This is a genomic window from Campylobacter canis (genome assembly GCF_045504005.1).
Taxonomy (GTDB): Bacteria; Campylobacterota; Campylobacteria; order Campylobacterales; family Campylobacteraceae; genus Campylobacter_A; species Campylobacter_A canis.
In genome coordinates this window covers 74797-100108 of record NZ_JBJJXH010000003.1, presented here as the reverse complement: position 1 = coordinate 100108, position 25312 = coordinate 74797, and the positions used below count along the sequence as shown (strand labels likewise).

Below are 25312 nucleotides of genomic sequence, written 5' to 3'. Positions count from 1 at the left end.
TTTAACCCGCTTTTGTATGTGAAAATAAATTATAAAACTCAAAGGAAGTAAAAATATGAAAATATATAAACTCAAGAGAAGTTAAGCGGATCCATATCGACATCAAAGCCGAATTTTAAGCAAATTTTACCCGCTTTTATAAGTGGAATATGCGAGCTAGAGCGAAGCAAAATTTCAAAGCGATATTTTTGCGAGAGAATTTCTATCGCGCATTTTCCGTATCCTACTATCTGCAAATTTGGCTCTTTGGTTTGAAAATTTTTAAGCTCATTTACACACTCATCTAAAATTTCTTTAGCGATTTTTTCATTTTTATTCGCGATGACAGCTCTTAAAAGCCTAACAAATGGCGGATAAAGCTCTTTGCGTGCGCTCATCTCATCTTGTAAAAAACTATCATAATCCTGCACAAATTTCTCAAAAAACTCTCTTTGCAAGCTTTGTATCACAACTCTGCCCGCTCCGCTCCTGCCAGCCCTGCCCGCAACCTGCATAGCAAGCGCAAGCACCCGCTCACGCGCACGAAAATCGGGAAAATTTAAAAGCTCATCAACGCCCATCACAACCGCTAGATCAACATTGTGATAGTCATGTCCTTTGCTAAGCATTTGAGTACCCGCAAGCACGTCTATCTCGCCTGCCTTAAAGGCTTTGAGACTGTTTTCTAGCTTTTTTTGCGTGGTTATCTCGTCTCTATCAAATTTGGCTATGCGAGCGCTTGGAAGTGCGTTTTTAAGAAGATTTATTAGCTCATCGGTGCCAAGCTTTTTTGCCTCTATCATCTGGCTACCACATTTGTCACAGGTATTTGGCACAGGCGTAATGAAGCCGCAATACTGACACTTAAGCGCGTTTCGCTTCTTATAAAAACTCATTCCGACACTACAAAACGGACATTTTATAGTGCTAAAACAATCTTTGCAAACCAAATAGCGAAAATTCGCCCTTGTAGGTAGAAGAACGACAGCTTGTTTGCCATTTTCAAGGCTAAATTTAAGCTCGTTTAGGATAGTCTCGCTAAGAGCAGTTTGGCTCTCATCATAGATAAAGCTTTTATCGCTTTTAAAAAATGTGCCTTTGAGTCTAAAATTTGGCTGTTTATAAAAGCTAGTTAGGCTCGGAGTGGCTGAGCCAAGAAGCACTTTTATATCAAATTTGCTCGCTAAAAACAGAGCTAAGTCTCTTGCATTATAATGCGGATTTTGAGCTGATTTATAGCTATCATCGTGCTCTTCGTCTACGATTATAAGCGACAAGTCAGTAAAAGGTAAAAATAGAGCCGAACGTGCGCCTGCGATAAGTTTTATCTCGCCACTCATAAATTTAGCTAAAGTTTCTTTACGATTTTTAGGAGTGATTTTAGAGTGCCAAAGAGCGAATTTATCGCCAAAATACCCACTTAATCTTTTTTGCATTTGCGGAGTGAGTGAAATTTCAGGCATAAGAAACAAAACTTGCTTGCCATTGTTTAAATGCTCTCGGATTAGCGATATATAAATTTCACTCTTTCCACTTCCAGTATCGCCAAAAAGAAGGCTAGTTTTGTGTTCTTTGGCAAATTTTAAAGCACTCTTTTGATCTTTGCTTAAATTTGGCTCTTTATCAAATTTAATCTTCCAATCCATCTCTTGCTCACTCTCATCAAGCGGAATAAATAAATTTGAAGCAACCGATAAATTTGAGATGTAGTAATGCGAGATAAAATTTAAAAGTTCTATTTGGATTTGAGTTAATTTGCTTGGTAAGATTTCTAAAATTTCAGATGTTTTAAAACTTGGCTTTTGGGCTCCTCTTAAAACATAGCCAAGAGTTATTTTGTTTTTTAAATTAAGCCTTACTTGAGTGTAAGGCTTGATGATTTCGCTACTATGATAAGTAAGCGGTTCTAAATTTAGACCGCTTAATAGCACCTCATAAAATTTCATCCTATCTTGTTAGTTGAATACAAAGATAGTCGGCAGGCGAACAATTAAACGAGCCTTCATCTTTATTGTAAGTAAAAGTAGTCTTATGATTTTTTAAAGTAAATACATATTGATTAGTAACAGAACTGCTCCATCCCGCAGAAGCGCTTGGAGCAATACCGCTCTTTAAAACGTTATCAAAAAGAGTTGTAGTATCGGCACCTTCAAGATCAGGATATGAAAATTCGCCTCTTAATGTATTGGTATTATGAGCATTTATTATAGAACTTCTTATAGATGCTATATCGGCTCTAGTTTTTGTTATAGTAGCGTCATCTCTAGTTGCAAAAAGTTTTGGAGCTGCAATACCAGCCAAAATTCCTAAAACAACTATAACGAAAACAACTTCAACAAGTGTAAACGCACGTTTCATATACAAATCCTTAGGCACTTGATGCCCACATTATACTATAAAAATACTTCCAAACAACTACTTGATAATATTTGGACCTATTATATCCACTTCACCGGTACCGCTAACATCGGTAGTTTGAGTTGCCGTATTGCGATATACAAATTTATTTCCAAGTAGGTTTTTAACCATTTGATTTTCTATAATCTTTTGACAAACTTGATTTATATCGTTTTCTACTTCAAGCTTTACAAAAGGCGGTTTACCGTTTTTTTTACTATCATCTAGGGTAACTTTTATGCACTTTTCTCCACCCGCTAGAATACTATCCGAGAAACTATTTCCACCGTTAGCAAATTTCATATTTGTCATAGCGTTTGTCATAACATTAATGTTATCAAATTGATTTTGAGATATATAATAACTTTTCATCTCTCTTAGCATAAGACTCAAGTGATTATGCACTCTAACTATCTCAGCGTCATATCTGGTTGAAACAAGTCTAGGTATGGCTATACTAGCCAATATGCCTATTATAACCACTATAAATGATAATTCTATCATTGTGAATGCGCGTCTCATAAATCTCCCAAATTTTAAATAGTAACTACATCTTGCAATTTAAAATTTAGAAATTAAATATAAAGCATATTTGCATCTATTAATAAGCCTGCAAGATAAAATATAAAGATGGTTTTAAAGCCCGATCTAGGAATAATAAAAACCGAGCTTTAAAACTTTTAAAATTCTTAAAATTAAGAAATAAAAGACTGCAATTATCTAACTACAGATAGTCCTGTTATTTGAAGACCTGTCGTAGCTGCGTCATTAACCCATTCTTTCTTACTATCGTCATACTTTTTAGGAATAAAAGTAGCTGTAATAATCTTTTGGACTTCAGGGTCATTGATTACTTTTTTACAAATAGCCTCAGCAGCATCAGTACCTGCGGTTAGAACAAAATGAGCTGGAATTCTTTTAGCATCTGCAGCTACAGGATCACTCTTCTCTGCCTTTAGTGAAAAGGCTAGACATTTCTTACCTGCGGCAGTTAGTGTTCCTGTAGCAGCGGCAGTATCTGTAGGAACGGCTGTAGAAGCTCCCTCTATATAAACATTAGACATCTGAGAAAGCGTGCCAAAATTTCCTTGCGAAGTGTAGTATCCGCCTATATCGCTTATTAATGTACTTAGATTAGTAGCTATCTTTGCAATTTCCGCATCATCTCTTGTGGCAGATAGTCTTGGGATAGCAACAGCAGCCAAAATACCTAGTATAACGATCACGAAGATCAACTCAATCATTGTAAAACCTTTTCTCATAAGAGACTCCTTGTATAAATTCTACATACACTTATGTAGTTAATGTGAATTATATACCCAAGAAGCTTAAATGACTGTTAAGAATAGTATATTTTTATAATTTTTTAAGAAGAAATTTGACTTTTGTTTATCTCATCGCTTAGTTTTTGCGCTAAGCTTTGCAGATCGCGCTCTTGCCGGTAGTTTTCGTAGCTTTTTTGCACAAAAGCGCTTAACAGCTCTTTCACATCAAGATATTTCTTCCCACCCAAAAAGACCTCCCAGTCGCGCTCAAAGCTCTTAGCGAAGTCATCTTCAAGGCTGATAGTATAGTCTCTTGATGCGATTGTGACTGTTATCTTTTTCATTATTTTCCTAAGACTGCCTCGATCTTGCGCACGATGTCGTCTGATTCGATATTTTTGCTCTTAACTTCTTCTTCTAATCTTAAAATTTGATTTGATTTCGCTTCATTTTGAGCTTTTAGGCTGATTAGCTCGTTGCGAAGCTGATCGTTTTCTTCGCAGACTTCATTGTATCTGGCAAGCAGGTCATTAACCTTATCGGTTAGGGTGTTTAGCACCTTGTCGTTTTCAAACATATCGTCCCTTTATTTGGTATAATCTCGGTAATTGTAGCAAAAATAAGCTCTTTTTTAAAGGCGTTTAATGACAAATTTTGAAATTTCATCCAAATTTAGCCCAAGTCCTGATCAAGCCAAAGCCATCAAAAACATAGTAAAATCGATAAATTCAGGATCAAACTACCAGACTTTGCTTGGAGTAACGGGCTCAGGCAAGACTTTTACGATGGCAAACGTGATAAAAGAGCTAAATATGCCGACTCTCGTGATGACTCACAACAAATCTCTAGCAGCGCAGCTTTATAGCGAATTTAAGGGCTTTTTCCCACGCAATCACGTGGAATACTTCATCAGCTACTATGACTACTATCAGCCTGAAGCCTATATCCCGCGCCAAGACTTGTTTATAGAAAAAGATAGCTCCGTAAACGAGGAGCTTGAGCGCATGAGACTGTCGGCTACTGCGAGCCTGCTAAGCTTTGATGATGTGATATGCGTAGCTTCGGTGTCTGCAAACTACGGCTTAGGAAATCCAAGCGAGTATCAAGGCATGGTGCTGTATCTAAAAACAGGCGACACGCTAAATCAGCGCAAACTGCTTAGCAAGCTTGTGGATATGGGCTATAAGCGAAACGACGCTTACTTCGACCGTGGCGACTTTCGCGTAAACGGCGATGTGGTCGATGTCTATCCTGCGTATTATCACGACGAGGCGCTTAGAATAGAGTTTTTCGGCGATGAGATCGATGAGATGTATCACTTTGACGTGCTGGAAAATAAAAAAACCAAAAACGTGACGAAATTTACGCTTTATGCCACAAGCCAGTTCGTAGTGGGTGAAGATAGGCTAAAAATAGCTATAAAGCAGATAGAAGCCGAGCTTGATGAAAGGCTTAAGGAATTTAACGCCGAGAGCAAGCTGGTAGAGGCTCAAAGGCTAAAGCAGAGGGTTGAGTTTGACCTTGAGATGCTAAGCTCGACAGGTATGTGCAAAGGGGTTGAGAACTATGCGCGACATCTTACGGGGCAAAAGCCGGGCGAGACGCCTTATACGCTGTTTGATTATTTTGAAGTTAGCGGTAAAGACTATCTCGTGATAATCGATGAAAGCCACGTAAGCTTGCCGCAGTTTCGCGGAATGTATGCAGGCGACAGAAGCCGCAAGGAAACGCTTGTAGAGTATGGTTTTCGCCTGCCTAGCGCACTTGATAACCGTCCTTTGAAATTTGATGAGTTTATCTCCAAAAGAGCGAAATTTCTCTTTGTATCGGCAACTCCAAACGAGCTTGAGCTGGATCTTAGCAAAGGGCGTATTTATGAGCAAATTTTACGTCCTACAGGCTTGCTTGATCCGCAAATCGAGATAAAAGATAGCGACAATCAGGTTGAAATTTTGTTTGATGAGGCAAAGCGAGTAATAGAACGTGATGAGCGCGTTTTGGTAACGGTGCTAACTAAAAAAATGGCAGAGGAGCTAAGCCGCTACTACACCGAGCTTGGTATCAAGGTGAAATACATGCACTCGGATATCGACGCAATAGAGCGAAACGAGATTATAAGAGGGCTTAGAAGCGGGGATTTTGACATGCTAATAGGCATAAATTTGCTTCGCGAGGGACTTGACCTGCCTGAAGTTAGTCTGATAGCGATAATGGATGCCGATAAAGAGGGCTTTTTGCGCTCTACTACAAGCTTAATCCAAACCATGGGACGAGCGGCTAGAAATGTAAACGGGCGAGTGCTGATGTTTGCAAAAAAGATCACGCGCTCTATGCAAGAAGCGATGGATACGACCTTAGCGCGCAGGAAGCTGCAAGATGAGTACAACAAAAAGCATGGCATCACTCCGCGCTCTGCAAGTAGAAATATCGAAGAGAGTTTAAAAGTCGAAGATGACGGTGAAATTTATCGTCAAGGCGAAAATCTAGAAAAGATGCCTGCAGCCGAGCGAGCTAAAATAGTAAAAGAGCTTAGAAAACAGATGCTTGAAGCCGCAAGCAAGCTTGAGTTTGAAAAGGCGGCTGCTTTGCGTGATGAGATAGCAAAGCTTCGTAAAATTTGATCTAGGCTATCAAATTTAACATATTTGTTATATATAGCTTATTTTTGATGTAGATAAAATTTTAGATTCTTGGATGTAAGATTATATTGATTTGAAGGCAAAGCCAAATTTAGCTCTGCCTTAAATTTAGATTCTAGCTTTCCTTAAAAAGCTTTGAGGCTATCTGCTCTCGCTTAACCTTATCGGTATCTTTTTTTGTAGTTTTGTAAATTTTACTTACATACTCTTCAAAAATTTCTTGCGAATTTATGCTTGATTCGCCCTCTTTTGGAGTTATTTTGCGGTATTCGCCGCTATTTTCAAGCACAAATGCAAGCTCATTATCGCTTAGCTGAAGTTTTAAAAATTCTAAAAGCCTATCTTGCAAATTCGGATCAAAAATCGGCGTCATAAGCTCAAGTCTGCGCTCCAAATTTCTTGGCATCCAGTCCGCACTTGAGATGTAAATTTGCGGGCTTGCATGCTTGAAGTATAAAATTCTCGCGTGTTCTAGGTATTTGCCGATGATAGAGCGCACTCGTATGTTTTCGCTTACGCCTTTTATACCGGGGCGTATGCAGCAAATCCCGCGCACGATAAGATCGATACTAACTCCTGCAGCACTTGCTTCGCTTAGCGCGTTTATGATATCGCTATCTACTAAAGCGTTCATTTTAGCTATGATTTGCCCATCTTTGCCGTGCTTAGTTTCGGTCTTAATCATCTGCAAAATTCGCTCTTTTATCTGCATCGGCGACATCGAAAGCGTGCTTAATCTGCGATGCTTGGAAAAGCCCGAAAGTATATGAAAAAATGTAGTCGAATCGCTTGCAAAAGGGCTTTTGCTCGTAAAATAACTAACATCTGTATAAATTTTAGCAGAGCCGCCGTTATAATTACCCGTGCCAAAGTGCATATAAAATTTAAGCTTATCACCCACTTGACGGATAACCTGACTAACCTTAGCATGCACCTTAAAGCCCGCTATGCCGTATATCACGTGCGCACCTGCGTCTTCAAGCGCCTTAGCCCAATGAAGGTTGTTTTCCTCATCAAAGCGCGCCTTAAGCTCAACCATGACCGTTACCTGCTTGCCATCGCTTGCAGCATCTATCAGAGACTGAATGATAGGCGAATTTTTATCGGCCCTATAAAGCGTCATGCGTATAGATATTACTTTAGGATCCTTGCTTGCCTCTTTGATGAACTGCACTACAGGATCAAAGCTCTCGTAAGGGTGGATCGCGACCACGTCTTCCTTATCAATCACATCAAAAATAGAAGAGTGCTCGCTAAAAGGAAGTAGAGTCCTAGGCGTATATGGAGGAAGCGCAAGATGAGAAAATTCTTTATTTCCTACTATCTGCCACAGCGAATTTAAGGTAAGCGGAACCGTGTATTCGTAAATATCCTTGTAAAAAATCTTCATGTGAGTATTTAAAAACTCGACTATATCCGCATCGGCGTCCTTTTGTATCTGCATACGTACAAAAGCGCCCTTTCGTCTTAGCTTAAGGCCTTGCTCAAGTATGAGCATAAAGTCATCGGCCTCTTCTTCTTCGATTATGATATCGGCATTTCGCGTAACTCTAAAGGCAGCGGAGCTAATTAATTTATACCCGGGGAAAATTTCTTCCGCGTGACGCTGAACGATAGTCTCAATAGGCACATAGACATTATCGCTTGCCTGATAAAAGCGAGGTAAAACGCGAGAAATGCGTATCATGCCGTATTTTAAAATTTCAGGATGCTCCATGTCGGCAAGCTTAACGGCAAGCGAGAAACTAAGGTTGTTTAGATGCGGGAACGGATGAGTCGTATCTACGGCGATCGGAACTATCACGGGAAGGATGTTTGAAAAGAAATAATCATCACATTTTTTCTTAAGATCGGGCGAAATTTCATCATAATTTTTGATAAACAAATTATGCTTTCCAAGCTCGATTAAAGTATCTTTGTAGTGCTTTTCTACGACGGCTAGCTCTTCTTTTATATATTTTCTTATATCTCTTAACTGATCAAGCGGACTCATGCCGTCACTACCGCTAGAAACAACTCCTGCGGCAAAAAGCTGCTTAAGTCCCGCTATGCGTATCATATAAAATTCATCCAAATTTGTCATATAAATAGCGATAAATTTGAGCTTTTCAAGCGGGGGCAAATTTTTATCGCACTGCGCCAAAACGCGCGAGTTAAATCTAAGCCAGCTAAGCTCACGATTTATAAAAACACTTCTTTTTTCTGTCATCATATTCCCTTTTTTACGGCAATTTAAGTGGATTTTATCAAATTTCATTTTAGAAAGCTCTTATTATTTGATAATTTTTCTTTATGTGTGTATAATACGCTTTATTTAAGTTGTTATAAAGGATTTGCGGTGGCGGAGTATGTTACAGCTGTGGGAATTTTGGTTGTTTGTTTGGTGATTTTTTATATTCTTAAGAAAATTTCAGTGGATTAAAACCCGCTTCAAGTTTTCAAAGCGGGCTAATTTTAGAGCTTAGAGTCCTTTTTCTTTTTTATACTCTAAAATGATCGCATACGCTTCATCTTTTAGTTTTAGCTTCTCTTTTTTCATCGTTTCAAGACGGAGTTGATCTGCATACTCCCTACCTTCTTCAACGTCTTTTATTTTTTGATCCAGTTCGTTATGTTTATCAAAGATAGACGCAAATCTAGCGTTTGAAACTTTTAATTCTGTTATGATATCCCTATATTCGTGTAGCATTTTTTCTCCTTGAGGATTGTTTATGGAATTTTAGCAACTCAACCCTAAATAATGGGTTAAGAACGGTAATCTGCGTTTATGCTTACGTATTTATGTCCCAAATCGCATCCGTAAGCGCTAAATTTAGCCTCTCCCGCGTTTAGGTTGCACTTTATCTTATAGCTTGGTTTTTTCATAACCTCATGAGCGGCGGCTTCTCTTTTGGCATCCAGCTCTTTATGAAATTTATCATACACAAGCACATCATCATAATAAATTTCAAGCTCTTCTTCGTCGCATTCAACACCGCTTGCACCGATAGTTGAAGCTATCCTGCCCCAGTTTGGATCCTCTCCGAATAAAGCAGTTTTTACAAGAAGCGAATTTGAAAGAGCTTTGGCTGCCTTTTTGGCTTCATTTAAATTTAATGCTCCAACAATCTCAAATTCCACTACTTTAGTAGCTCCCTCGCCGTCTCGTACAAGCATCAAGGCAAGCTCTTTAGTTATTAAATTCAACGCTCTCCTAAAAGCCTCTTTATCATAAATTTTAGACTCTTTGGAGCTTAAAAGCATGACAGTATCGTTTGTAGAAGTGTCGCCATCTACGCTTACGCAATTAAAACTGGCTTCGCAAGCCTCCTTTAAAAGCTCGTTCATATCGCATTTTGGGATATCGGCATCGGTTAAGATAAAGCAAAGCATAGTTGCAAGCGCAGGATTTATCATACCCGCCCCTTTGCAAATCGCAGCTATCTTAAATTCTCCGTCTTTTGTCTTAACGCTTAAAGCAAGCTCTTTTTTAAAGCTATCTGTCGTCATTATCGCGCTTGCAACGCCGTTTGAATCTCGTAAATCAAAGTCAAATTTATCAAACGCCGCACAAATTTTTTCTTTATTTAACCTATATCCTATGACGCCCGTTGAGCTCATTACAGGATTTATCAAATTTATATTTTTGCCCAAATTTGCAAAAATTTCATCGATATCATTTATACCCGCTTCGCCTGTCATAGCATTTGCATTTTTGGAATTGAGCAAGATAAAATTTGTCTTGAAATTTTGCTCTTTTTTTAAAAAATGCCTTATAGGTGCAGCCTTAAATTTATTACTAGTAAAGACGGCTGCAACATCTACAGGCTCATCTGCGCGGACAAACCCTAGGTCGTTACCTTCTTTTTTAAAGCCCGCATTTACTCCGCCGAAGTAAAATCCACCGATATTTTCAAACCCTTTTTCAAGCCATTTGATCTCACACATATTTAAATTCCTCAGGCTTATGTTTGTTTTTTACTACCTTTTTTGTAAGACGAATTGCCTCTGCAGTACCTATAACAAGCAGTTTGGTACCTGTTCCTATGAGAGTATCGCCTCTTGGCATCGGGATAAATTTATTATTTACATCTCTAATGCCCACCACATCGGCGTTTGTGATATTTCTTAAATTTGTCTCTTTAAGACGCTTAAATCTTATCCAAGAGTAATCAGGTACGCTAATCTCTTCGATATCGATAGGCGAATCCTTCTTATACAAAAACTGCTCAAGCAAATTTTCCATATCGGGGCGCACACTCATGGCACTAAGGCGCTGTGCGACGAGCTTTGAAGGCGAAACGACGCTATTTGCACCAAGCTTTTTAAGGCGCTCGGTATCATCGTCGTTGTCGGAATTTGTCATTATAAAATACGGTCTTTTTCGTCCGATCTCTTTTTCATAAAGCCTTACGGTTGCGATAAGGGCGATATTATCGGCTATATTTGAGCTAAGAGTGATAAGGCCTTTGGCGCTTGATAAGTGAGTTTTTAAAAGCGCTACTTTGGTATGTGGCTGAGAGACGATATAGTAAGGATAGCGGTATTTTTCTGCGATCTCAGGCAGATCTTCGCGCGGGTCTATAACGACAAAAGGTATATGATTTTCCCTAAACTGCGCACTTAACTCAATGGTATATAAATTATGATAGCAGATGACAAAGTGATTTTTGAGCCTTGCAATCTTATAAAGCATTTGCCTCTCCTTGATAACTGAAACTAACGCACCTTTTTTTAAAACTTCCACCAAAAGACCGATGGAAAAAGTAAAGACACAAAATCCAAGCAAGATAAAAGTGATAGTAAAAAGACGTCCGGCAGGGGAAATCGGAGCGACTTCCGTAAATCCTACCGTAGTAAAGGTCATTCCCGCCTGATAAATAGCGTCTATCAGGCTGAAATTATCTATAAAAACATACCCCGCCGAGCCTATCATCATCATCAAAACAACTAAGATAAGAGGAAGACGAAATGGGCGAAGCTGTTCGTATAGTTCCGTGTTTAGGTTTATTTCCGGTTTTGCGAAGCTAGACCAGTTGAGGAATTTTTTAATCTTTCTTAACAAAGATATATTCCTCCTTTACTTAAAATTTTAAGAGCGTGACTGTTTTCTCATTGTTCTAAGCGTAGAAGCGGCTACTTTGATCTTTCTTGTCGTGCCGTCTTCAAGCATAACTCTTATAGTTCTAAGATTTGGTAAAAACCTTCTTTTGGTTCTGTTTTTGGCATGGCTTACGTTGTTTCCAACCATAGGACCTTTGCCTGTAATTGCGCATATTCTTGACATAATTTTTCCTTCGAAACAAAAATTTCTGCTGATTTTATCCAAAACAAACCAAATATTAACTTAAATAAATTCTTAAGTCTTGCCTAAAAAGCAACTATAAACTTTTGAATTTTAATCTTTTTTTATGAATACAAAGGCTAAAATATCCAATTATTAATAAAATTTCAATAGAAGCGAAATGCGATAATGATAAATCAAGCGGACATAGATAGGATAATATCTCAAATTCCGGCAATTCCTGCTATATTAAAAACCTGCCAAAGCGCTCTTGCAAGCGGAGATTTAGCCAAGGCCGCAGCAGTTGCAAGCAACGACTTAGCGCTGGTAGGATATATGCGCTCTATCATAAACAAACCTATCTTTGGCTTTAAAAAAGAGATAAAGGACATATCTCAAATTTTCGCAACGCTTGGAGTGGATGAGACTATAAATGTGCTTTATTCTTATTACGTTTTGTTAACAACCCCTAAAAAATGGCAAATTTTTGATATGGATACACATAAATTTGCAAATTTACAGGCTAATTTTATGTTTAATTGGGGGCAAATTTTAAAAGAAATTTCAGTAAACGATAAAGAAATTTTAAAATCCATCACTCTAATTCCCGCAAGCATCTGTCTATGCGAAAAAATTTTTGAAACGAATTTGGATGATTTAAGGCTGATAAACAAGACAAGCGGAGTTAGTTATAACGAAATTTTAAGAAGGCAAAGCGGGCTTGATATATTTGAGCTATGCTGTCTGGTAGGTCAAAAGTGGCAGTTAAGCTCCACTATCATAGACATATTTTCAAGACTCGGCAAAAAAGATAGACAAGATAAGATAACAACCTATATAAATTTGCTGATCTCTTATGAACTCTCAAAGTCGGAATTTAGAAACACAGGCTTTGGAGAGCTCTTTGAGTTTGATTTAGAGCCTAGCGAAGACGAAATTGAAATTTTCATGAGAGCCGTATCTTATGAAGCCTAAATTTAAAGAGAGTGTGGTTGTCTTTTCTCCGCACGGATTTCTTGACGGAGACGGCTCAAAATATGAAATCGAAGCTATCGACAAGGAGCTAATCCTTTCTAGAAAATTTGAGTGCATTCTAATCTCTTTAAAAAAAGTCGTTTATTTTAACAAAAGAGGGCTAAGCTCTATCGTAGAGTCCGTCTATGAACTTGCAAAAAAAATCGACGCAAATATCGCATTTTGCGACTATAACGAAACGAAATTTAAAGCGATAAAAAGCATGTCGGCAAACAACTTGAATTTTTCGCTCTTTGAAACTCAAGAGATAGCGATGCTGTTTTTCACAAGCCCGAAAAAAAACTCTAAAAATAAAAAAATTCTGCTATTTCACGACAATCAAGAGCAAAAAAACCAGATCGCACTAAGGCTCGTTGAGCGAGGATATAATATCCATGTAGCAAAAGAGATAAAAGAATTTAGAAGGCTTTATGACGAGTATGATATAAAAATTTCGCTAATTCATATCAATTTAAACGAACGAAATTTAACGATAAAAGTGCGAGAAAATGTCATCATTTACAAGCTAACAGGCTATATAGACTCAAATTTCGCCGAAAATTTCGATATGAAAGCTCACACCAACTCGCTTAAAGTCGGTTTTAAATTTTTTGTATTTGATGCGGCCAAGGCAAGATCGATCAATATCCACGGAGTTAGCTTCCTTGCCAAGCTTTCAACCGCAAGCGCGGAATACGGCGCTACAATCGCTATTTGCGGACTTAGCGACGCAAATACTTCAGAAACTTTAAAAAACGATTTAGAGGATTCGGGAATTTTACTATATAATGGCGTTGAAGATTTTTTTAGCGATGAAAGCACTATAGAAGGCGGTGCGGGTATGCTTGAAGCAAAGCCTAGAAACATCACAAAAAGCCTTGTAGAGCTGCTTCCGCTCGTGCTAAAAACGACTATGGATACGATCTCGCTAATTGCAAAAGCAAGTGTAAGCAGAGGCGATGTGAGCATAAAACAATTTTGCTTTAATAAAGATGTGCTCACAGGCTGCATTGCATTTTACGGCGATGTGGATGCTAAAATTTTGCTATGCCTTGATAAAAAGACGGCAACAAAATCCTGCAGCGTCTTACTGCAAGACGATGACGAAACATCGCTAAACGATGCTTACGGGAATTTGATGGTAATAATCGCAAATAAGCTTTTAGCGTGGTTTGAGTCAAAGCGTCTTAAGGTAGAGCTTACGATGCCTAATGTATTTGATGATTATATGAGTTACGGCGACACCGTAAGCAAGGGCGCGTTCGTCGAGCTTAAAGTCGACGGCACCGACGGTGCGCTATTTTTAAGTAGATAATAAAGGAATTATATGTACGTTGCTCCGAGTATTTTATCGGCTGATTTTGGAAATTTAAGAGCGGAGATAGAGGCCATCTGCGAAGCGGGTTGCGATCTTGTGCACGTTGATGTGATGGATGGGCATTTTGTGCCGAATTTAACCATCGGACCGCTTGTGGTAAGTGCAGTTGCAAAGGCTTCCACAAAGCCTCTTGATATACACTTGATGGTGCAAAACAACACATTTTTTGCCGATCTTTTCTTGCCACTTAAGCCTAAATTTTTAAGCTTTCATATAGAGGAAGAAAAGCACCCGCTAAGGCTCATAGATCATATCAGAAAAAACGGCGTAAGCCCTGCTATCACGCTAAATCCGCACACGCCTATTGAAACTCTTGAATACATCATAAACGAGATTGATATGGTTCTTTTAATGAGCGTAAATCCGGGCTTTGGCGGACAGAAATTTATCCCTTCAGTGCTTGAAAAAGCCCGAAAACTACGCGAAATGATAGAGCGCAAAAACGCAAAATGCCTCATAGAAGTAGATGGCGGAGTAACGGGACTAAACGTAGCCGAACTTGATGAAGCCGGCGTTGATATCGTCGTTGCGGGCAATTATATATTTTCATCAAACTCTTACGCGGAGGCGATAAGAGCGCTAAAGCTTGAGTTTTGAACCAAAAGCTAGAAAATCTCATAAATTTACTCTGCAAACAAAATTTAAGCTATTATGAATTTATCTCAAAAGCAAACGAGATAGAAGAATTAAGCTCGATATTTGACGTAAGAGACCTTGCTATGTGGCAAATTTTAGGGCTTGACATTAAGCGAAACGGCTCAAACGAGATAGAGTTAAACACAAGAAAAAGAAATATAGACGATCAAACTTTTTGCGTCGTAGATATAGAAACGAGCGGCGGCATAAACAGCGGACAGATCATAGAAATCGGCGCGATCAAGATAAAAGACGGAATTGAGCTTGATAGATTTGAAACTCTCGTGTATGCAAGCAGTGTACCTGAAAATATCTCCGCGCTTACGGGCATACGAGCAGAAGATCTCAAAGGCGCTCCAAGCCTTGCAAGCGTGCTTGAAAAATTTAGACTTTTTTTAGCTGAGTGCGTTTTTGTAGCGCACAACGTGAAATTTGACTATGGATTTATCAGCGCCAGCTTTGAGAAATTCGGACTTGGCACCATGCTAAATCGCAAAATTTGCACCATAGATCTAGCTCGTAGGACGATCCCTTCTCTTAAATACGGACTTGGCGCGCTAAAAGAGGTTTTAGGCATACAAAACACTCATCATAGAGCGATGAACGACGCTATCGCCGCAGCTGAAATTTTTAAAGCCGCAATTAAAAATACTCCAAGTGTAGTAAGGTATACGGAAGATCTTATAGAGTTTAGCAAAACCGCAAATACGGTCAAAAGACCCACAATTAGCGCTCAAACCGTGATAAATTTTGAAGAGTGATTTTTAAGCTCTACTCGCTTGGAATTAATCTAAATTATATAAAAAACTTAAATTTTATAGTTTGCGGGCTTTAGCTCTCGATTTTCTCGCCGTTTATCCTAACTACTCTAGCGGGTATACCGACAACCGTTGCATTATCGGGCACATCTTTAAGCACGACGGAATTTGCTCCGATTTTTGAATTTTCGCCTATAGTGATAGCTCCAAGTACCTTTGCGCCTGCTGCTATGACAACACCGTTTTTAATAGTCGGATGACGCTTGCCTACTTCTTTACCTGTTCCGCCAAGAGTTACTTGATGATACATCGTAACATCATCTCCGATCTCGGCTGTTTCTCCGATAACTACCCCCATGCCGTGATCGATAAAGAGCCTTGAGCCGATCTTTGCGCCCGGATGTATCTCAATGCCCGTTATAAATCTTGAAATTTGAGAGATAAATCGAGCAATAAAAAAGAATTTGTTCACGTATAAAAAATGCGAAAATCTATGAAAAACCACCGCATGAATACCCGGAGTATTTATAAGCACCGCCCAAAAGCAGCATCCGTTTGCGGCGGGATCTTTCTCGCCGACAGTGGCAACCAGCTCTTTTATCTCTTCAATTATCTTCAAATTTTAAGCCTCGTAAAGTGGCGTGCTTAAGTATCTCTCGCCATTATCGGGAGCTATAAACAGCACTTTTTTGCCATCGCCTAGCCTTTTTGCCGTGCGGATAGCTACCGCAAGAGCGGCGCCTCCGGAGATCCCAAGTAAAATTCCCTCGCTTTTTGCCAAGGACCTAGCCGCCTCAAAAGCCTCTTCATTACTAACTAGCTCTATTGTATCGATTAAAGAGGTATCAAGTGTATCAGGGATAAATCCCGCTCCTATGCCTTGAATTTTATGCGCGCCTGTGGGATTTCCGGAAATCACGGCGGAATCCTTTGGCTCAACTGCGATTATTTGTGTGTTGTAGCCATTTTCTTTAAGCACTTTAGCAACACCGCTTAGCGTCCCGCCCGTACCGACACCGGCTACAAAAGCGTCAAGATACTTAAAATCACTCATTATCTCAACTGCGGTAGTCTTTACGTGAGCTTGCGGATTATAAGCGTTTTCAAACTGGCTTAGCATCACATACCCTGGCTGTTTTGCAAGCTCATTTGCCTTTTCAATAGCGCCTTTCATGCCTTTTGCACCCTCGGTTAGCACAAGTTTAGCTCCATAAGCGGCTAAAATTTTGCGCCTTTCGATACTCATCGTCTCAGGCATAGTTAGCACCACTTCATATCCAAGCGCGCTTGCCGTCATGGCTATGCCGATGCCCGTGTTTCCGCTTGTGGGCTCTACTATGATATCACCCTTTTTTAAAGTGCCATCTTTTTGCATCTCAAGAATCATATTTGCAGCGATTCTATCCTTAACCGAGCCGCCCGGGTTAAAAAACTCAAGCTTAGCGTAAATTTCTGCCATGCCTGCTTGCTTTAAGCTATTTAATTTTACTACAGGCGTCTTTCCTATCGTTTGAATTATATTCTCATATATCATTTTATTCCTTGTTAAATTTTCCAGTTATTTTAACACATCAAGCAAAGCAACTCCTGCTTCGTCAATCTTCTTTCCTTTGAAGTGAGCTTTGCCAAATTCCACTATCTTGCCGTGATAGCGCGCAAAAATTTGATTTAGACTAAGCTCTTTTCCGTAAGCTTTGTAAACCGCGCTTGTATCGATATATTCAAACCACTCGCGCGCCTCTTCGTAGCTTTCAAATTCATATCCGAAATGAGCCAAAATCCTAATCGCGTAGCTATCCACGCACATCACTTCGCGCTCGCAAGCATAGCAAAGTATCGCGTCACAAGTCTCGGCACCTATGCCTCTAATGCCAAGAAGCCACTCTCTGCTCACGTTTTGCTTAAAGCTCTCAAAGCTGCCAAATTCCTCATACATCACTTTGCAAAGCGCACTTAATCTCTTTGCTTTAGTGTTATAAAAGCCGCTTGGTTTAATCATGATCGCAATACTTGCGGTGTCTAAATTCGCTAAACGTTCAAGAGTTAAATTTCCGCTATTTTTTAGATTATCAAGCGCTTTTTGAGCGTTTTTCCATGCAGTATTTTGCACCAAAATTGCTCCGACAATCACTTCAAAGCTACGCGAATTTGGCCACCAAAGCTCATCTTGTAAATCCGCTTTAATTCCCGCGTTTAAAAGCGTTATTAATAGTTCTTCGCTTCTCAAATTTCAACCTATCTATCAAATTTAAGTGCATTTTGCACTTGCATATCTTCTATGTCATCTATGACTCTAACTTTAAAAGCGTCTACACACCTGCTCTCTTCGCACTCAAAAACTATCATCTGAAAGATCCGCCTGCACCTTTCATTTACCTTAAAAGAGTGCTTAAAGCCCGTTAAAAATGTCTTAATAGGCGCTTCTTTGTCCATACCGATAACTCCGTCAAAGGCTCCGCTTAAACCCACATCGCTTGCATAAGCGGTATGATTTAAAATTTGCAAATCATCAGTGCCAACGTGAGTATGCGTGCCAAATATCGCGCTAACTTGCCCATTTAGATAGCCAAATATAGCGTTTTTCTCACTCGTGGCTTCCGCGTGAAAATCAATGAGTATGTTTTGGCTCTTGCACTCTTTTAGAGCGTTTTGCACCTCTAAAAAGGCGTTATTTGTGTGAGGCATAGCGTAATGTCCCATTAAATTTATGACGCTTAAGCTTTTCTCGCCTCTTTTTAAATTTATCACACCTTTACCGGCAGTGCCTGCGAAGTGATTATACGGACGAACGATCGGTAAGCTATCCATAAGCGAGGCGATCTCCTTTTTATCAAAGCTATGGTTACCTCCCGTTATCGCGTCTATCCCGCACTCAAGGAGTTCGGCTGCGTTTTGAGCGCTTAGTCCAAAGCCACCGCTTGCATTTTCGCAGTTTGCGATGACAAAATCAAGCTCAAATTTATCCCGCATCTTTTTAACGTTTTCAGCCACGATCTTACGACCCGCTCGCCCGACGATATCGCCTATAAATCCCGCTCTCACAAAAGCTTCTCTTTATAAGATAGATAAAACTGCTTTGCGGTTCGCCCCGATCTACTAGCCCTAAGCGCGGAGTAGTTTTTGGCAAGCTCGTGAAGCATCTGCCTGTCGCCCGTGTAGTCTTTAAAATAAAAATCCACGATCTTAAGATACTCGGCAAAGCTTCCTTGATAGAAACTTATCCAAAGACCGAAGCGATCAGATAGCGAAATTTTCTCATCCACGCTTTCTGCATAGTGGATCTCGTCGCTAGTTACGCTTGTGCCTTCGTTGTCGCTTTTTAGCTCGCTGATTAAATGACGGCGATTTGAAGTGGCGTAGATGAGCACGTTTTTAGGGGCTTTTTCTATCGAGCCTTCTAAAATCGGCTTTAAAAATTTATAGTTAGTATCTCCCGCTTCAAAGCTTAGATCATCGCAGTAAATAATAAATTTATAATTGCTTCTGCGAACCTCATCGATGATATCAACGATAAATTCAAGTTCATCGCTTCTAAGCTCTATGAGTCTTAAGCCCTCGTTATGAAATTTAGTAAAAACAGCCTTTACCAAGCTGCTCTTGCCACATCCTCTTGCTCCCCATAAGATAGCGTTATTAGCCTCTTTGCCGTCAATGAAATTTTGAGTGTTGGCGATTAGTTGTTCTTTTTGTCTTTCCATGCCGACAAGGTTATCAATCTCAACAAAATCAATCTCATGCACAGCCCTTAAAGCCCCTATCCTACGCCTAAAAACAGCAGCGTGACTCAAGCTCCAATCAATCATCTTGACGCCTTTCTTAGATGGATTAAAATTTCATCTATTATATCGTCATCATCTTTGCTTTTTGATTTTAAAACCGTTTTCTCGTCGTTTAAATTTGTAAGAACGATGTTTTGACCGCTGTTTGAGATAAGCTTAAAGCCAGCTTTTGCGGCTAAAATTTTAATTATTATGAGCGATAAAAACTGCTTGGTATAAATGTCAATCTTTCCGAATCTATCCTCAAGCTCACCCTCTATGGCATGCACTTCGCTTACCTCTTCACACTTGCTAAGACGGCGGTAAAGCTCGAGACGAAGCCTGTCTTCACGGATAAAATCTTGATTTAAAAATGCGTTTATACTGAGCTTGAGATCAACTTTTTTACTCTTGAAATTCTCTTTGTTTAAAAGCTTATTTATCTCGTCTTCAAGCATTTTAATATAAAGCGAATACCCGATAGCCTCGATATGCCCGCTTTGAGCCTCTCCGATTAAATTTCCTCCGCCTCTAATCTCTAAATCATGATAAGCAAGCACAGAGCCCGAGCCTAAAAACGAATTGCTCTCAAGTGCGACAAGCCGCTTTAAGGCCTCTGGCGTAAGCTCGCTTCTATCCTCAACCAAGAAATAACAATACGCCTGCTTGTCGCTTCTACCCACGCGGCCTCTTAGCTGATGAAGATCCGCCATACCGAATTTATTCGCATTTTCTATGATTATCGTATTTACGTTTGGCAGGTGAATTCCGCTTTCAACAATGCTCGTGCAAAGCAAGATGTCGTATTCGCCCGCTTTAAATTTCATCATCTCATCTTCTGTGGTATTTGCATCTATCTTTGAATGAAGTATAAGGATGCGCAAATTTGGCAAAATTTTCTTAATCTGCCTTTTTGCCTGATCCATAGTGGCGATGTGATTGTGGATATAAAAAATTTGCCCGCCTCTTCTTAACTCACGCAAAATCGCCTCTTTAATCACCTTTTCGTCCCACTCCCTTACGCTTGTTCTCACGTTTAAACGAGAGCTTGGCGGAGTTTGAAGCACGCTATAGCTTTTTACGTTGCTAAGCGCCATATTTAGGCTTCTTGGGATAGGTGTCGCGCTCATTGAAAGGATATGCGAGTTGCTTGAAATTTCTTTTAATTTCTCTTTTTGCTTAACGCCGAATTTATGCTCTTCATCGATGACAATAAGCCCTAAATTTAAAGCCTTAAGTCCCAAAAGCGAATGAGTTCCCACGCAAACGCAAGCTAGACCCTCCTCAAGCGCTCTTTTGACGGCTGATTTTTCTTTTGCCGAACTAAATCTATCAAGTCTAAAAACCGGAATTTCAAATTTGTCAAACCTATCTTTTAAGCTCTTAAAATGCTGAGCCGAAAGCAACGTCGTAGGCACAAAAAATAGCGCCTGAAATCCTGATTTAACACATTTAAATATCGCATTCATCGCGATTTCAGTCTTGCCAAAGCCAACATCTCCGCTTAAAAGCCTATCCATAACCTTACCGCTTGCAAGATCTTTTGAAATTTCGCTTGCAGCCTTTTCTTGATCAATCGTATAATCAAAGCCAGCATTTTGTAAGAAATTTAAGTATTCGGCATCATCTTTTTGTATAATTTCGGCGCGAATCAGCTCTCTTTTAGCGGCAAGTTCGATGATCTTGGAGGCGATTATGAATAGCTTTTGGCGAACCTTTTCTTTTATCTTGGCAAAGCTAGCCTTACCAAGCCTATCAAGTGCCGCTATACAGCCGCTTTGAGCTATATAGCGATCGATTAAATTTATGTTTTCGACAGGCAAAAGAAGCTTGTCGTCGTTTTGATAAACGATAACTACGAATTCGCGCATGCTTCCTAGCACGGTTATCTTTTCAAGTCCAGCAAATCGACCTATACCATACTCTTCATGCACGACGTAGTCATTTATCTTTAGCTCGTCTATCACTAAACTTGCACGCTTAACGCGGCGCTTCTTTTCAAATTTATTGAGCGAAACGATGATTTCGTTACCGGAAGTTAAATTTACGACAATGTCGCTTTTAATAAATTCTATATTTTTATATTCGCTTAAATTTAACGAGTTAAAAAGCCCGTCGTTTCGGGCTATGACCTTGATATTTTTATTGGCGTTAAGTTCAAAAAAGTCCTTATTAGGCGTTACGGATAGGTCTTTGTAAATTTTTGCTTCAGGAATCACGGGTAAATCATAAAGCGCGCTCGTATCCCTATCAAATTCCTCGAATTTAAACTCTTTTGCAAGGACGGTCTTAAACTCCTTGCTATAGTCTATAAAACCATCAATCGCCCAAAAACCAAGCGAATTAAGGTCATTTATCAGAGCCTCGCTTTTTAGCTGTTGCGCTTTTTGGCTTGCTTTTTCAAATTCATCCTTGCTAAGCGCTGCGATAAATGGTGAAATTTCAACGCTTTCAAGTTCGGTTTTGTTTGAAATTTGAGTGCTGGTTGAGTAGTTTCTGATACTTTCTATCTCATCGTCAAAAAGCAAAATTCTATGAGGTTCATCGCTTCCTATGCAAAATATATCAATGATATCTCCGCGCAAGCAAAACTCGCCCTCGCTCTCAACAATATCCACAGGCTCGTAACCAAAGCGCATAAGCTCGTCGGTTAGATCGTTTAAGTTTAACTTATCGCCAAATTTCAGAGTAATTTTTTGTAGATGTTTTTTGCCGGGAAGTTTGTTTAAGATAGTTGAAATAGGAGCTATAAGAAGCTTTTTGCCCTCAAATTCGTAAAATTTAGAAAGCTTAGCCGAAAGCTCGTAAAGCTCTGCACTAAAAGAGCGTAGATCATCGCCAAAATGCGCTCTAAAATCAGGCAAGCTAAACGGACAAACGCCTGCAAATTTAACCGTATTTTCGATAAGCAAAGCCTCTTTATCATCTTCACAAACGATAATCTGGGCTTCATTTGGTTTTAAAAGATACTCATATATCCTAGCTTGCATCAAACTGCCTTAAAAAGGCTTCAACTAAGAAAAATGAGCCAAAAGCCAAGTATTTCTCTTTGCTTTTTTGCGACTCCGTAAATTTTAACCCCTTAAATTCATCATAAGCAACGCCCATATCATCAAGCACTAGCTTTATCTGATTTGTCGCAAGCTCTCTTTCGGGGCTTTCGTATTCGTAGATTAAGACATCTTTTATGATAGGCTTTAACGCCTTTAAAACCGCTTTAAAATCCTTATCGGCAAATGAGTTATAGATCAGAGTTAGCTTCTTGCCTCGAAATTTTTTAGCTATAGCAAACGCCGCAAGTTCGTTGTGTCCTACGTCAACCCAGACATTTGAAGCTATCCTTTCGCATCTTCCGTGCAAATTTAACTCATCTAAATCAGATATCTCAAATTTACCCAAAAGCGCCTTACTGGCAGCTCCTGCTAATGTCAAATTCGAAGCTAAAAACTCAGGCAGGCTAAATTTCAAGGCATATTCAGCTATGGCTTCTTTGTCGGCTTCATTTAAAATTTCACTTGCAAATTTTACCGAAGCGCTCTTTTTTTGTGCGATTTGATTTAGTATCTTAACGCTTTTTTTATCCATACTGTCGCTTAAAAGAGCTTTGGCATCATGCTCTAAGGCGTTAAATTTAGTAGTTGATATCTCTTCGATATTATTTCCAAGAACGCCGACATGATCAAGTCCGATAGGAGTGAAGATGTTAAATAGCTTCTCATAGACGTTTGTCGCATCAAGTTCGCCTCCCATCCCGGCTTCGCAGATAAAAAAATCACATTCATGAAATAGCACCGCCGCAAGTAAGGTGGCGTATTCAAAATAGCTGGTTTTTATCTTAAATTCATCGCTTAGCATAGCTTGCAAACGCTTATGCGCAGCCTCTAAAATATCTTCAGAAACAACATCTCCGTTTAGCCAAAATCTTTCGCGAAAATCAAATATATGAGGGCTTGTGTAATGCCCCACGCTCTTACCTTGAAGATGCAGAATTTGAGCTAAAAACCTTCCTGTTGAGCCCTTACCGTTTGTGCCTATTATATGTATTATCTTAAAGGGATTTAGACTATCTTTTATACTTTCCCATGCACGCGGCATGCGAGTATAGTCGATCTCTTTATAAAAAAGCGGCTTTTCGTTTAAAAATTTATCAAGCTTCATTGGATTTTGGCATTACCATATTTCTGCCTGATTGTTTTGCTGCGTAAAGCATTTTATCTGCCGTTTCAAGAGTGGAAGCTAGATCGTTATTTTCGCTTCTTACCGCAACTCCGCAACTTATAGTTACGTTAATGCGTTCATCTTTATACATAAATTTAGAGCTTTGAATTATTTTGCGAATTTTATTTGCGAATTTCACGCTGTTTGCAGGCGTAGTTTGAGGAAGTATCACCACAAATTCCTCTCCGCCGTATCTACCTACTATATCTATTTGGCGGGAGTATTTTCTAAGCATCTTGCCTACACTTGCTATAATAACATCTCCCGCCTCATGCCCGTAAGTATCGTTAATCCTCTTAAAATGATCGATATCAAAAAAGCATATTGAATAATCCGTGCCAAATCTTTTATAAACCTCTTCATTGCGATCAAGCTCTTCCATAAGAGCTCTTCTAGTCGCTGTTTTGGTTAAGAAATCCTCTTTACTCTCGGCTTTTACATTCTCAAGTTCACCCTCAAGTCGATTTACCCTATCTTGAAGCTCTTTGATGGTTTTTTGATTGGAGCTCATCTGATTACCAAGCTCTCTAGTCTCGCTATCAAGCATATCGGCTATGCTCATAAGTTTATTTCTAATACCCTCAAAACTATCTTGCTTTAAATTTATCTCGCTTAAGTCTCTTTTGATGCTTTGCATCTTGGTTGAACTTATGGTGGAGCTACCCATGAGATTTGTAACGCGTATATTGATACTCTCAAGCACTTCGTTTAGTGCCGAAACCTTGCTTGAAATTTCCGCCTTATCAAGCTCTATACGCTTTTTAACAAGTTTTTGTATCTCGGTTTTTACACTCTCTTGCTCAATGGATTTCGGATCGCTTTTTAAATTTAGCTCAAAGGCGCTAATTTCACTATCCATCTGATCTGATATCGAAGGAGTTAGCATTAAAGCTATAAGAGGTATCATTTTTTGGCAGATATAAGCGCTATCGTGCGATCTCATAAGCGAGTTATCAAGATCTATGATAAGGCTTTGTATATCGTCATAATTTTTAACTCCATAGCTATTGAGACGATTAAAAAACGAGTCGTCATAATTCGTCAAAAACTCAAACCATTTGTCTTTAACTTTTTCTACCGTAGACACATCAAGCTTGCGATTAAGCGCCTCTATGCTCATGTCAGATAACTTCCTAGCTTCTTTGTTGTGAAGCGCGGCAGTGGCTTGGAGAATTCTTTTACTCATCAAAGATAGAGCATTAACAAGCTTTAACGAGTCGTTTGAGCCTGCTGCGTTTAGCCTAGCGCTAAGAAACGCAAAAAGCTCGTCTAAATTTTTAACTTTTTTGCTTTTAAGTTGCTCTTGCAAGTCTGAATTTAGCCTTGAGATATACTTCTCAAGTTTCTGGCAATCAGGCACTACTACACCGTTTTTCTTGGCTATCTCGCAAAATGTTTCGGCATAGTTATCAGGAGTTAGGATTAAATTTCTCTCCTTCATAACCCCTATGGTATCTCTAATTATTTGATTAATCTTTGTTGACATCTTTAAATCCCTTAACGGCAAGAGTAGCTATATACTCATTAAATGCCTCTTGAGAAGCGCTTCTAATTGCATCATATTTTTCCGTTTCGCTAATAATAGTATCTGCATATCTAACATTTTTAATCTTTCTTGATATAGTAAAATCATATTCTCCGGTAGTTACTATTTTATGCCTGGTTTTATTTTTCATCTTTGTATCAAATTCTAAACTTAAGATAGCTTTATAAAGAGAGGCATAACCCTCTTCGTCATAAACCATAGGTTGAAAACTCATAGATTTTATCCGTACCATTATAGTTGTGCCCGCATTTTTATCGTCGCTTAAATTTCTATTTAACCTTGATACGATGCCCTCTTTTACGCTGTCTTTTATCCAGACGCTATTTTTGGGCTCGGATTTATCGATGAGTACATCTACATACACACTCTCATCCATTATCTCGTTAGCTATCTTTGAAACAGGCTTATATCCGCACCCGATTAAAAAAACAGCGATAAAAATTGCGGCTACAAATCTCATA

Annotated in this window: 25 protein-coding genes; 5 read left to right on the top strand and 20 right to left on the bottom strand. The window is 39.2% G+C overall.

Features of this window, described 5'->3' with window-relative positions; all coding sequences use genetic code 11:
* Nucleotides 1-71: 71 nt before the first annotated feature.
* From ACHJH3_RS03965 to ACHJH3_RS03940, 6 genes are all read right to left on the bottom strand, one after another.
* On the bottom strand, nucleotides 72-1925 hold the full coding sequence (locus tag ACHJH3_RS03965) for a primosomal protein N' (protein ID WP_407063669.1): 1854 nt from the start codon (nucleotides 1923-1925) through the stop codon (nucleotides 72-74).
* Between the two features lies 1 nt (nucleotide 1926).
* A complete protein-coding gene (locus ACHJH3_RS03960; RefSeq protein WP_407063668.1) occupies nucleotides 1927-2337 on the bottom strand; it encodes a prepilin-type N-terminal cleavage/methylation domain-containing protein in 411 nt (136 codons plus the stop codon).
* Nucleotides 2338-2394: 57 nt separating this feature from the next.
* Nucleotides 2395-2898, bottom strand: coding sequence for a type IV pilin protein (locus tag ACHJH3_RS03955; RefSeq protein WP_407063667.1), 504 nt, complete (start codon nucleotides 2896-2898; stop codon nucleotides 2395-2397).
* A gap of 194 nt (nucleotides 2899-3092) precedes the next feature.
* Nucleotides 3093-3620 (bottom strand): type II secretion system protein, encoded by a 528-nt coding sequence (locus tag ACHJH3_RS03950; RefSeq protein WP_407063666.1) that lies wholly within the window; start codon nucleotides 3618-3620, stop codon nucleotides 3093-3095.
* 122 nt (nucleotides 3621-3742) lie between these two features.
* Entirely contained in the window at nucleotides 3743-3985 is a 243-nt protein-coding gene (locus tag ACHJH3_RS03945) for a hypothetical protein (RefSeq protein WP_407063665.1), read from the bottom strand.
* Entirely contained in the window at nucleotides 3985-4218 is a 234-nt protein-coding gene (locus ACHJH3_RS03940; protein WP_407063664.1) for a hypothetical protein, read from the bottom strand. Before ACHJH3_RS03940 ends, ACHJH3_RS03945 begins: the two co-directional genes overlap by 1 nt.
* A 67-nt stretch (nucleotides 4219-4285) precedes the next feature.
* Here ACHJH3_RS03940 and uvrB point away from each other — a divergent pair, with 67 nt between their 5' ends.
* Nucleotides 4286-6262, top strand: coding sequence for an excinuclease ABC subunit UvrB (uvrB, locus tag ACHJH3_RS03935; protein ID WP_407063663.1), 1977 nt, complete (start codon nucleotides 4286-4288; stop codon nucleotides 6260-6262).
* Nucleotides 6263-6395: 133 nt separating this feature from the next.
* Here the strand turns inward: uvrB and ACHJH3_RS03930 are convergent, their stop codons facing one another.
* From ACHJH3_RS03930 to rpmB, 5 genes are all read right to left on the bottom strand, one after another.
* Nucleotides 6396-8492: an RNA degradosome polyphosphate kinase gene (locus ACHJH3_RS03930; protein WP_407063662.1), complete on the bottom strand. Its 2097-nt coding sequence runs from the start codon at nucleotides 8490-8492 to the stop codon at nucleotides 6396-6398.
* 249 nt (nucleotides 8493-8741) lie between these two features.
* Nucleotides 8742-8969, bottom strand: coding sequence for a YdcH family protein (locus ACHJH3_RS03925; protein ID WP_169942080.1), 228 nt, complete (start codon nucleotides 8967-8969; stop codon nucleotides 8742-8744).
* 56 nt (nucleotides 8970-9025) lie between these two features.
* Complete coding sequence (gene argJ, locus ACHJH3_RS03920; protein ID WP_407063661.1) at nucleotides 9026-10207, bottom strand: bifunctional glutamate N-acetyltransferase/amino-acid acetyltransferase ArgJ; 1182 nt, start codon at nucleotides 10205-10207, stop codon at nucleotides 9026-9028.
* A complete protein-coding gene (locus ACHJH3_RS03915) occupies nucleotides 10200-11330 on the bottom strand; it encodes a potassium channel family protein (protein ID WP_407063810.1) in 1131 nt (376 codons plus the stop codon). Before ACHJH3_RS03915 ends, argJ begins: the two co-directional genes overlap by 8 nt.
* Nucleotides 11331-11351: 21 nt before the next feature.
* Nucleotides 11352-11546, bottom strand: coding sequence for a 50S ribosomal protein L28 (rpmB, locus tag ACHJH3_RS03910; RefSeq protein ID WP_169942076.1), 195 nt, complete (start codon nucleotides 11544-11546; stop codon nucleotides 11352-11354).
* Between the two features lie 186 nt (nucleotides 11547-11732).
* On the opposite strand from rpmB, the gene ACHJH3_RS03905 reads away from it, so the two are divergent.
* The 4 genes from ACHJH3_RS03905 to ACHJH3_RS03890 are packed head-to-tail and all read left to right on the top strand — an operon-like array spanning nucleotide 11733 to nucleotide 15332.
* Nucleotides 11733-12518, top strand: coding sequence for an HDOD domain-containing protein (locus tag ACHJH3_RS03905; RefSeq protein WP_169942073.1), 786 nt, complete (start codon nucleotides 11733-11735; stop codon nucleotides 12516-12518).
* Nucleotides 12508-13872, top strand: coding sequence for an STAS domain-containing protein (locus ACHJH3_RS03900; RefSeq protein ID WP_407063660.1), 1365 nt, complete (start codon nucleotides 12508-12510; stop codon nucleotides 13870-13872). The genes ACHJH3_RS03905 and ACHJH3_RS03900 overlap by 11 nt, the downstream gene beginning before the upstream one ends.
* A gap of 12 nt (nucleotides 13873-13884) precedes the next feature.
* Nucleotides 13885-14532, top strand: coding sequence for a ribulose-phosphate 3-epimerase (gene rpe / locus ACHJH3_RS03895; protein WP_169942069.1), 648 nt, complete (start codon nucleotides 13885-13887; stop codon nucleotides 14530-14532).
* Entirely contained in the window at nucleotides 14529-15332 is an 804-nt protein-coding gene (locus ACHJH3_RS03890; RefSeq protein WP_407063659.1) for a 3'-5' exonuclease, read from the top strand. Before rpe ends, ACHJH3_RS03890 begins: the two co-directional genes overlap by 4 nt.
* Before the next feature lie 70 nt (nucleotides 15333-15402).
* On the opposite strand, the gene epsC is transcribed toward ACHJH3_RS03890, so the two are convergent.
* The 9 genes from epsC to ACHJH3_RS03845 are packed head-to-tail and all read right to left on the bottom strand — an operon-like array spanning nucleotide 15403 to nucleotide 25311.
* Nucleotides 15403-15942, bottom strand: a complete 540-nt coding sequence (epsC, locus tag ACHJH3_RS03885; protein ID WP_407063809.1) for a serine O-acetyltransferase EpsC — start codon at nucleotides 15940-15942, stop codon at nucleotides 15403-15405.
* 9 nt (nucleotides 15943-15951) lie between these two features.
* A complete protein-coding gene (gene cysK / locus ACHJH3_RS03880; protein ID WP_407063658.1) occupies nucleotides 15952-16863 on the bottom strand; it encodes a cysteine synthase A in 912 nt (303 codons plus the stop codon).
* 24 nt (nucleotides 16864-16887) lie between these two features.
* Entirely contained in the window at nucleotides 16888-17556 is a 669-nt protein-coding gene (locus tag ACHJH3_RS03875) for a 3-methyladenine DNA glycosylase (protein WP_407063657.1), read from the bottom strand.
* An 8-nt stretch (nucleotides 17557-17564) separates the two neighbouring features.
* Complete coding sequence (locus ACHJH3_RS03870; RefSeq protein ID WP_407063656.1) at nucleotides 17565-18371, bottom strand: TIGR00282 family metallophosphoesterase; 807 nt, start codon at nucleotides 18369-18371, stop codon at nucleotides 17565-17567.
* Nucleotides 18368-19132 (bottom strand): ATP-binding protein, encoded by a 765-nt coding sequence (locus ACHJH3_RS03865; protein ID WP_407063655.1) that lies wholly within the window; start codon nucleotides 19130-19132, stop codon nucleotides 18368-18370. The genes ACHJH3_RS03870 and ACHJH3_RS03865 overlap by 4 nt, the downstream gene beginning before the upstream one ends.
* On the bottom strand, nucleotides 19129-22077 hold the full coding sequence (mfd, locus tag ACHJH3_RS03860; RefSeq protein ID WP_407063654.1) for a transcription-repair coupling factor: 2949 nt from the start codon (nucleotides 22075-22077) through the stop codon (nucleotides 19129-19131). The genes ACHJH3_RS03865 and mfd overlap by 4 nt, the downstream gene beginning before the upstream one ends.
* Nucleotides 22067-23245 carry a bifunctional folylpolyglutamate synthase/dihydrofolate synthase gene (locus ACHJH3_RS03855; RefSeq protein ID WP_407063653.1) on the bottom strand — a complete coding sequence of 393 codons (1179 nt, stop codon included), beginning with the start codon at nucleotides 23243-23245 and terminating at the stop codon, nucleotides 22067-22069. Before ACHJH3_RS03855 ends, mfd begins: the two co-directional genes overlap by 11 nt.
* Nucleotides 23235-24791, bottom strand: coding sequence for a diguanylate cyclase (locus ACHJH3_RS03850; protein WP_407063652.1), 1557 nt, complete (start codon nucleotides 24789-24791; stop codon nucleotides 23235-23237). Before ACHJH3_RS03850 ends, ACHJH3_RS03855 begins: the two co-directional genes overlap by 11 nt.
* A complete protein-coding gene (locus ACHJH3_RS03845) occupies nucleotides 24775-25311 on the bottom strand; it encodes a penicillin-binding protein (RefSeq protein WP_407063651.1) in 537 nt (178 codons plus the stop codon). The genes ACHJH3_RS03850 and ACHJH3_RS03845 overlap by 17 nt, the downstream gene beginning before the upstream one ends.
* Nucleotide 25312 lies beyond the last annotated feature (1 nt).

Coding starts and splice junctions, on each gene's coding strand:
- uvrB (WP_407063663.1), top strand. CDS start 4,286: ATGACAAATTTTGAAATTTCATCCAAATTTAGCCCAAGTCCTGATCAA.
- ACHJH3_RS03965 (WP_407063669.1), bottom strand. CDS start 1,925: ATGAAATTTTATGAGGTGCTATTAAGCGGTCTAAATTTAGAACCGCTT.
- argJ (WP_407063661.1), bottom strand. CDS start 10,207: ATGTGTGAGATCAAATGGCTTGAAAAAGGGTTTGAAAATATCGGTGGA.
- rpmB (WP_169942076.1), bottom strand. CDS start 11,546: ATGTCAAGAATATGCGCAATTACAGGCAAAGGTCCTATGGTTGGAAAC.
- ACHJH3_RS03855 (WP_407063653.1), bottom strand. CDS start 23,245: ATGAAGCTTGATAAATTTTTAAACGAAAAGCCGCTTTTTTATAAAGAG.
- ACHJH3_RS03925 (WP_169942080.1), bottom strand. CDS start 8,969: ATGCTACACGAATATAGGGATATCATAACAGAATTAAAAGTTTCAAAC.
- ACHJH3_RS03850 (WP_407063652.1), bottom strand. CDS start 24,791: ATGTCAACAAAGATTAATCAAATAATTAGAGATACCATAGGGGTTATG.
- ACHJH3_RS03845 (WP_407063651.1), bottom strand. CDS start 25,311: ATGAGATTTGTAGCCGCAATTTTTATCGCTGTTTTTTTAATCGGGTGC.
- ACHJH3_RS03950 (WP_407063666.1), bottom strand. CDS start 3,620: ATGATTGAGTTGATCTTCGTGATCGTTATACTAGGTATTTTGGCTGCT.
- ACHJH3_RS03940 (WP_407063664.1), bottom strand. CDS start 4,218: ATGTTTGAAAACGACAAGGTGCTAAACACCCTAACCGATAAGGTTAAT.
- rpe (WP_169942069.1), top strand. CDS start 13,885: ATGTACGTTGCTCCGAGTATTTTATCGGCTGATTTTGGAAATTTAAGA.
- ACHJH3_RS03955 (WP_407063667.1), bottom strand. CDS start 2,898: ATGAGACGCGCATTCACAATGATAGAATTATCATTTATAGTGGTTATA.
- ACHJH3_RS03960 (WP_407063668.1), bottom strand. CDS start 2,337: ATGAAACGTGCGTTTACACTTGTTGAAGTTGTTTTCGTTATAGTTGTT.
- ACHJH3_RS03945 (WP_407063665.1), bottom strand. CDS start 3,985: ATGAAAAAGATAACAGTCACAATCGCATCAAGAGACTATACTATCAGC.
- ACHJH3_RS03905 (WP_169942073.1), top strand. CDS start 11,733: ATGATAAATCAAGCGGACATAGATAGGATAATATCTCAAATTCCGGCA.
- mfd (WP_407063654.1), bottom strand. CDS start 22,077: ATGCAAGCTAGGATATATGAGTATCTTTTAAAACCAAATGAAGCCCAG.
- ACHJH3_RS03865 (WP_407063655.1), bottom strand. CDS start 19,132: ATGATTGATTGGAGCTTGAGTCACGCTGCTGTTTTTAGGCGTAGGATA.
- ACHJH3_RS03930 (WP_407063662.1), bottom strand. CDS start 8,492: ATGATGACAGAAAAAAGAAGTGTTTTTATAAATCGTGAGCTTAGCTGG.
- cysK (WP_407063658.1), bottom strand. CDS start 16,863: ATGATATATGAGAATATAATTCAAACGATAGGAAAGACGCCTGTAGTA.
- ACHJH3_RS03900 (WP_407063660.1), top strand. CDS start 12,508: ATGAAGCCTAAATTTAAAGAGAGTGTGGTTGTCTTTTCTCCGCACGGA.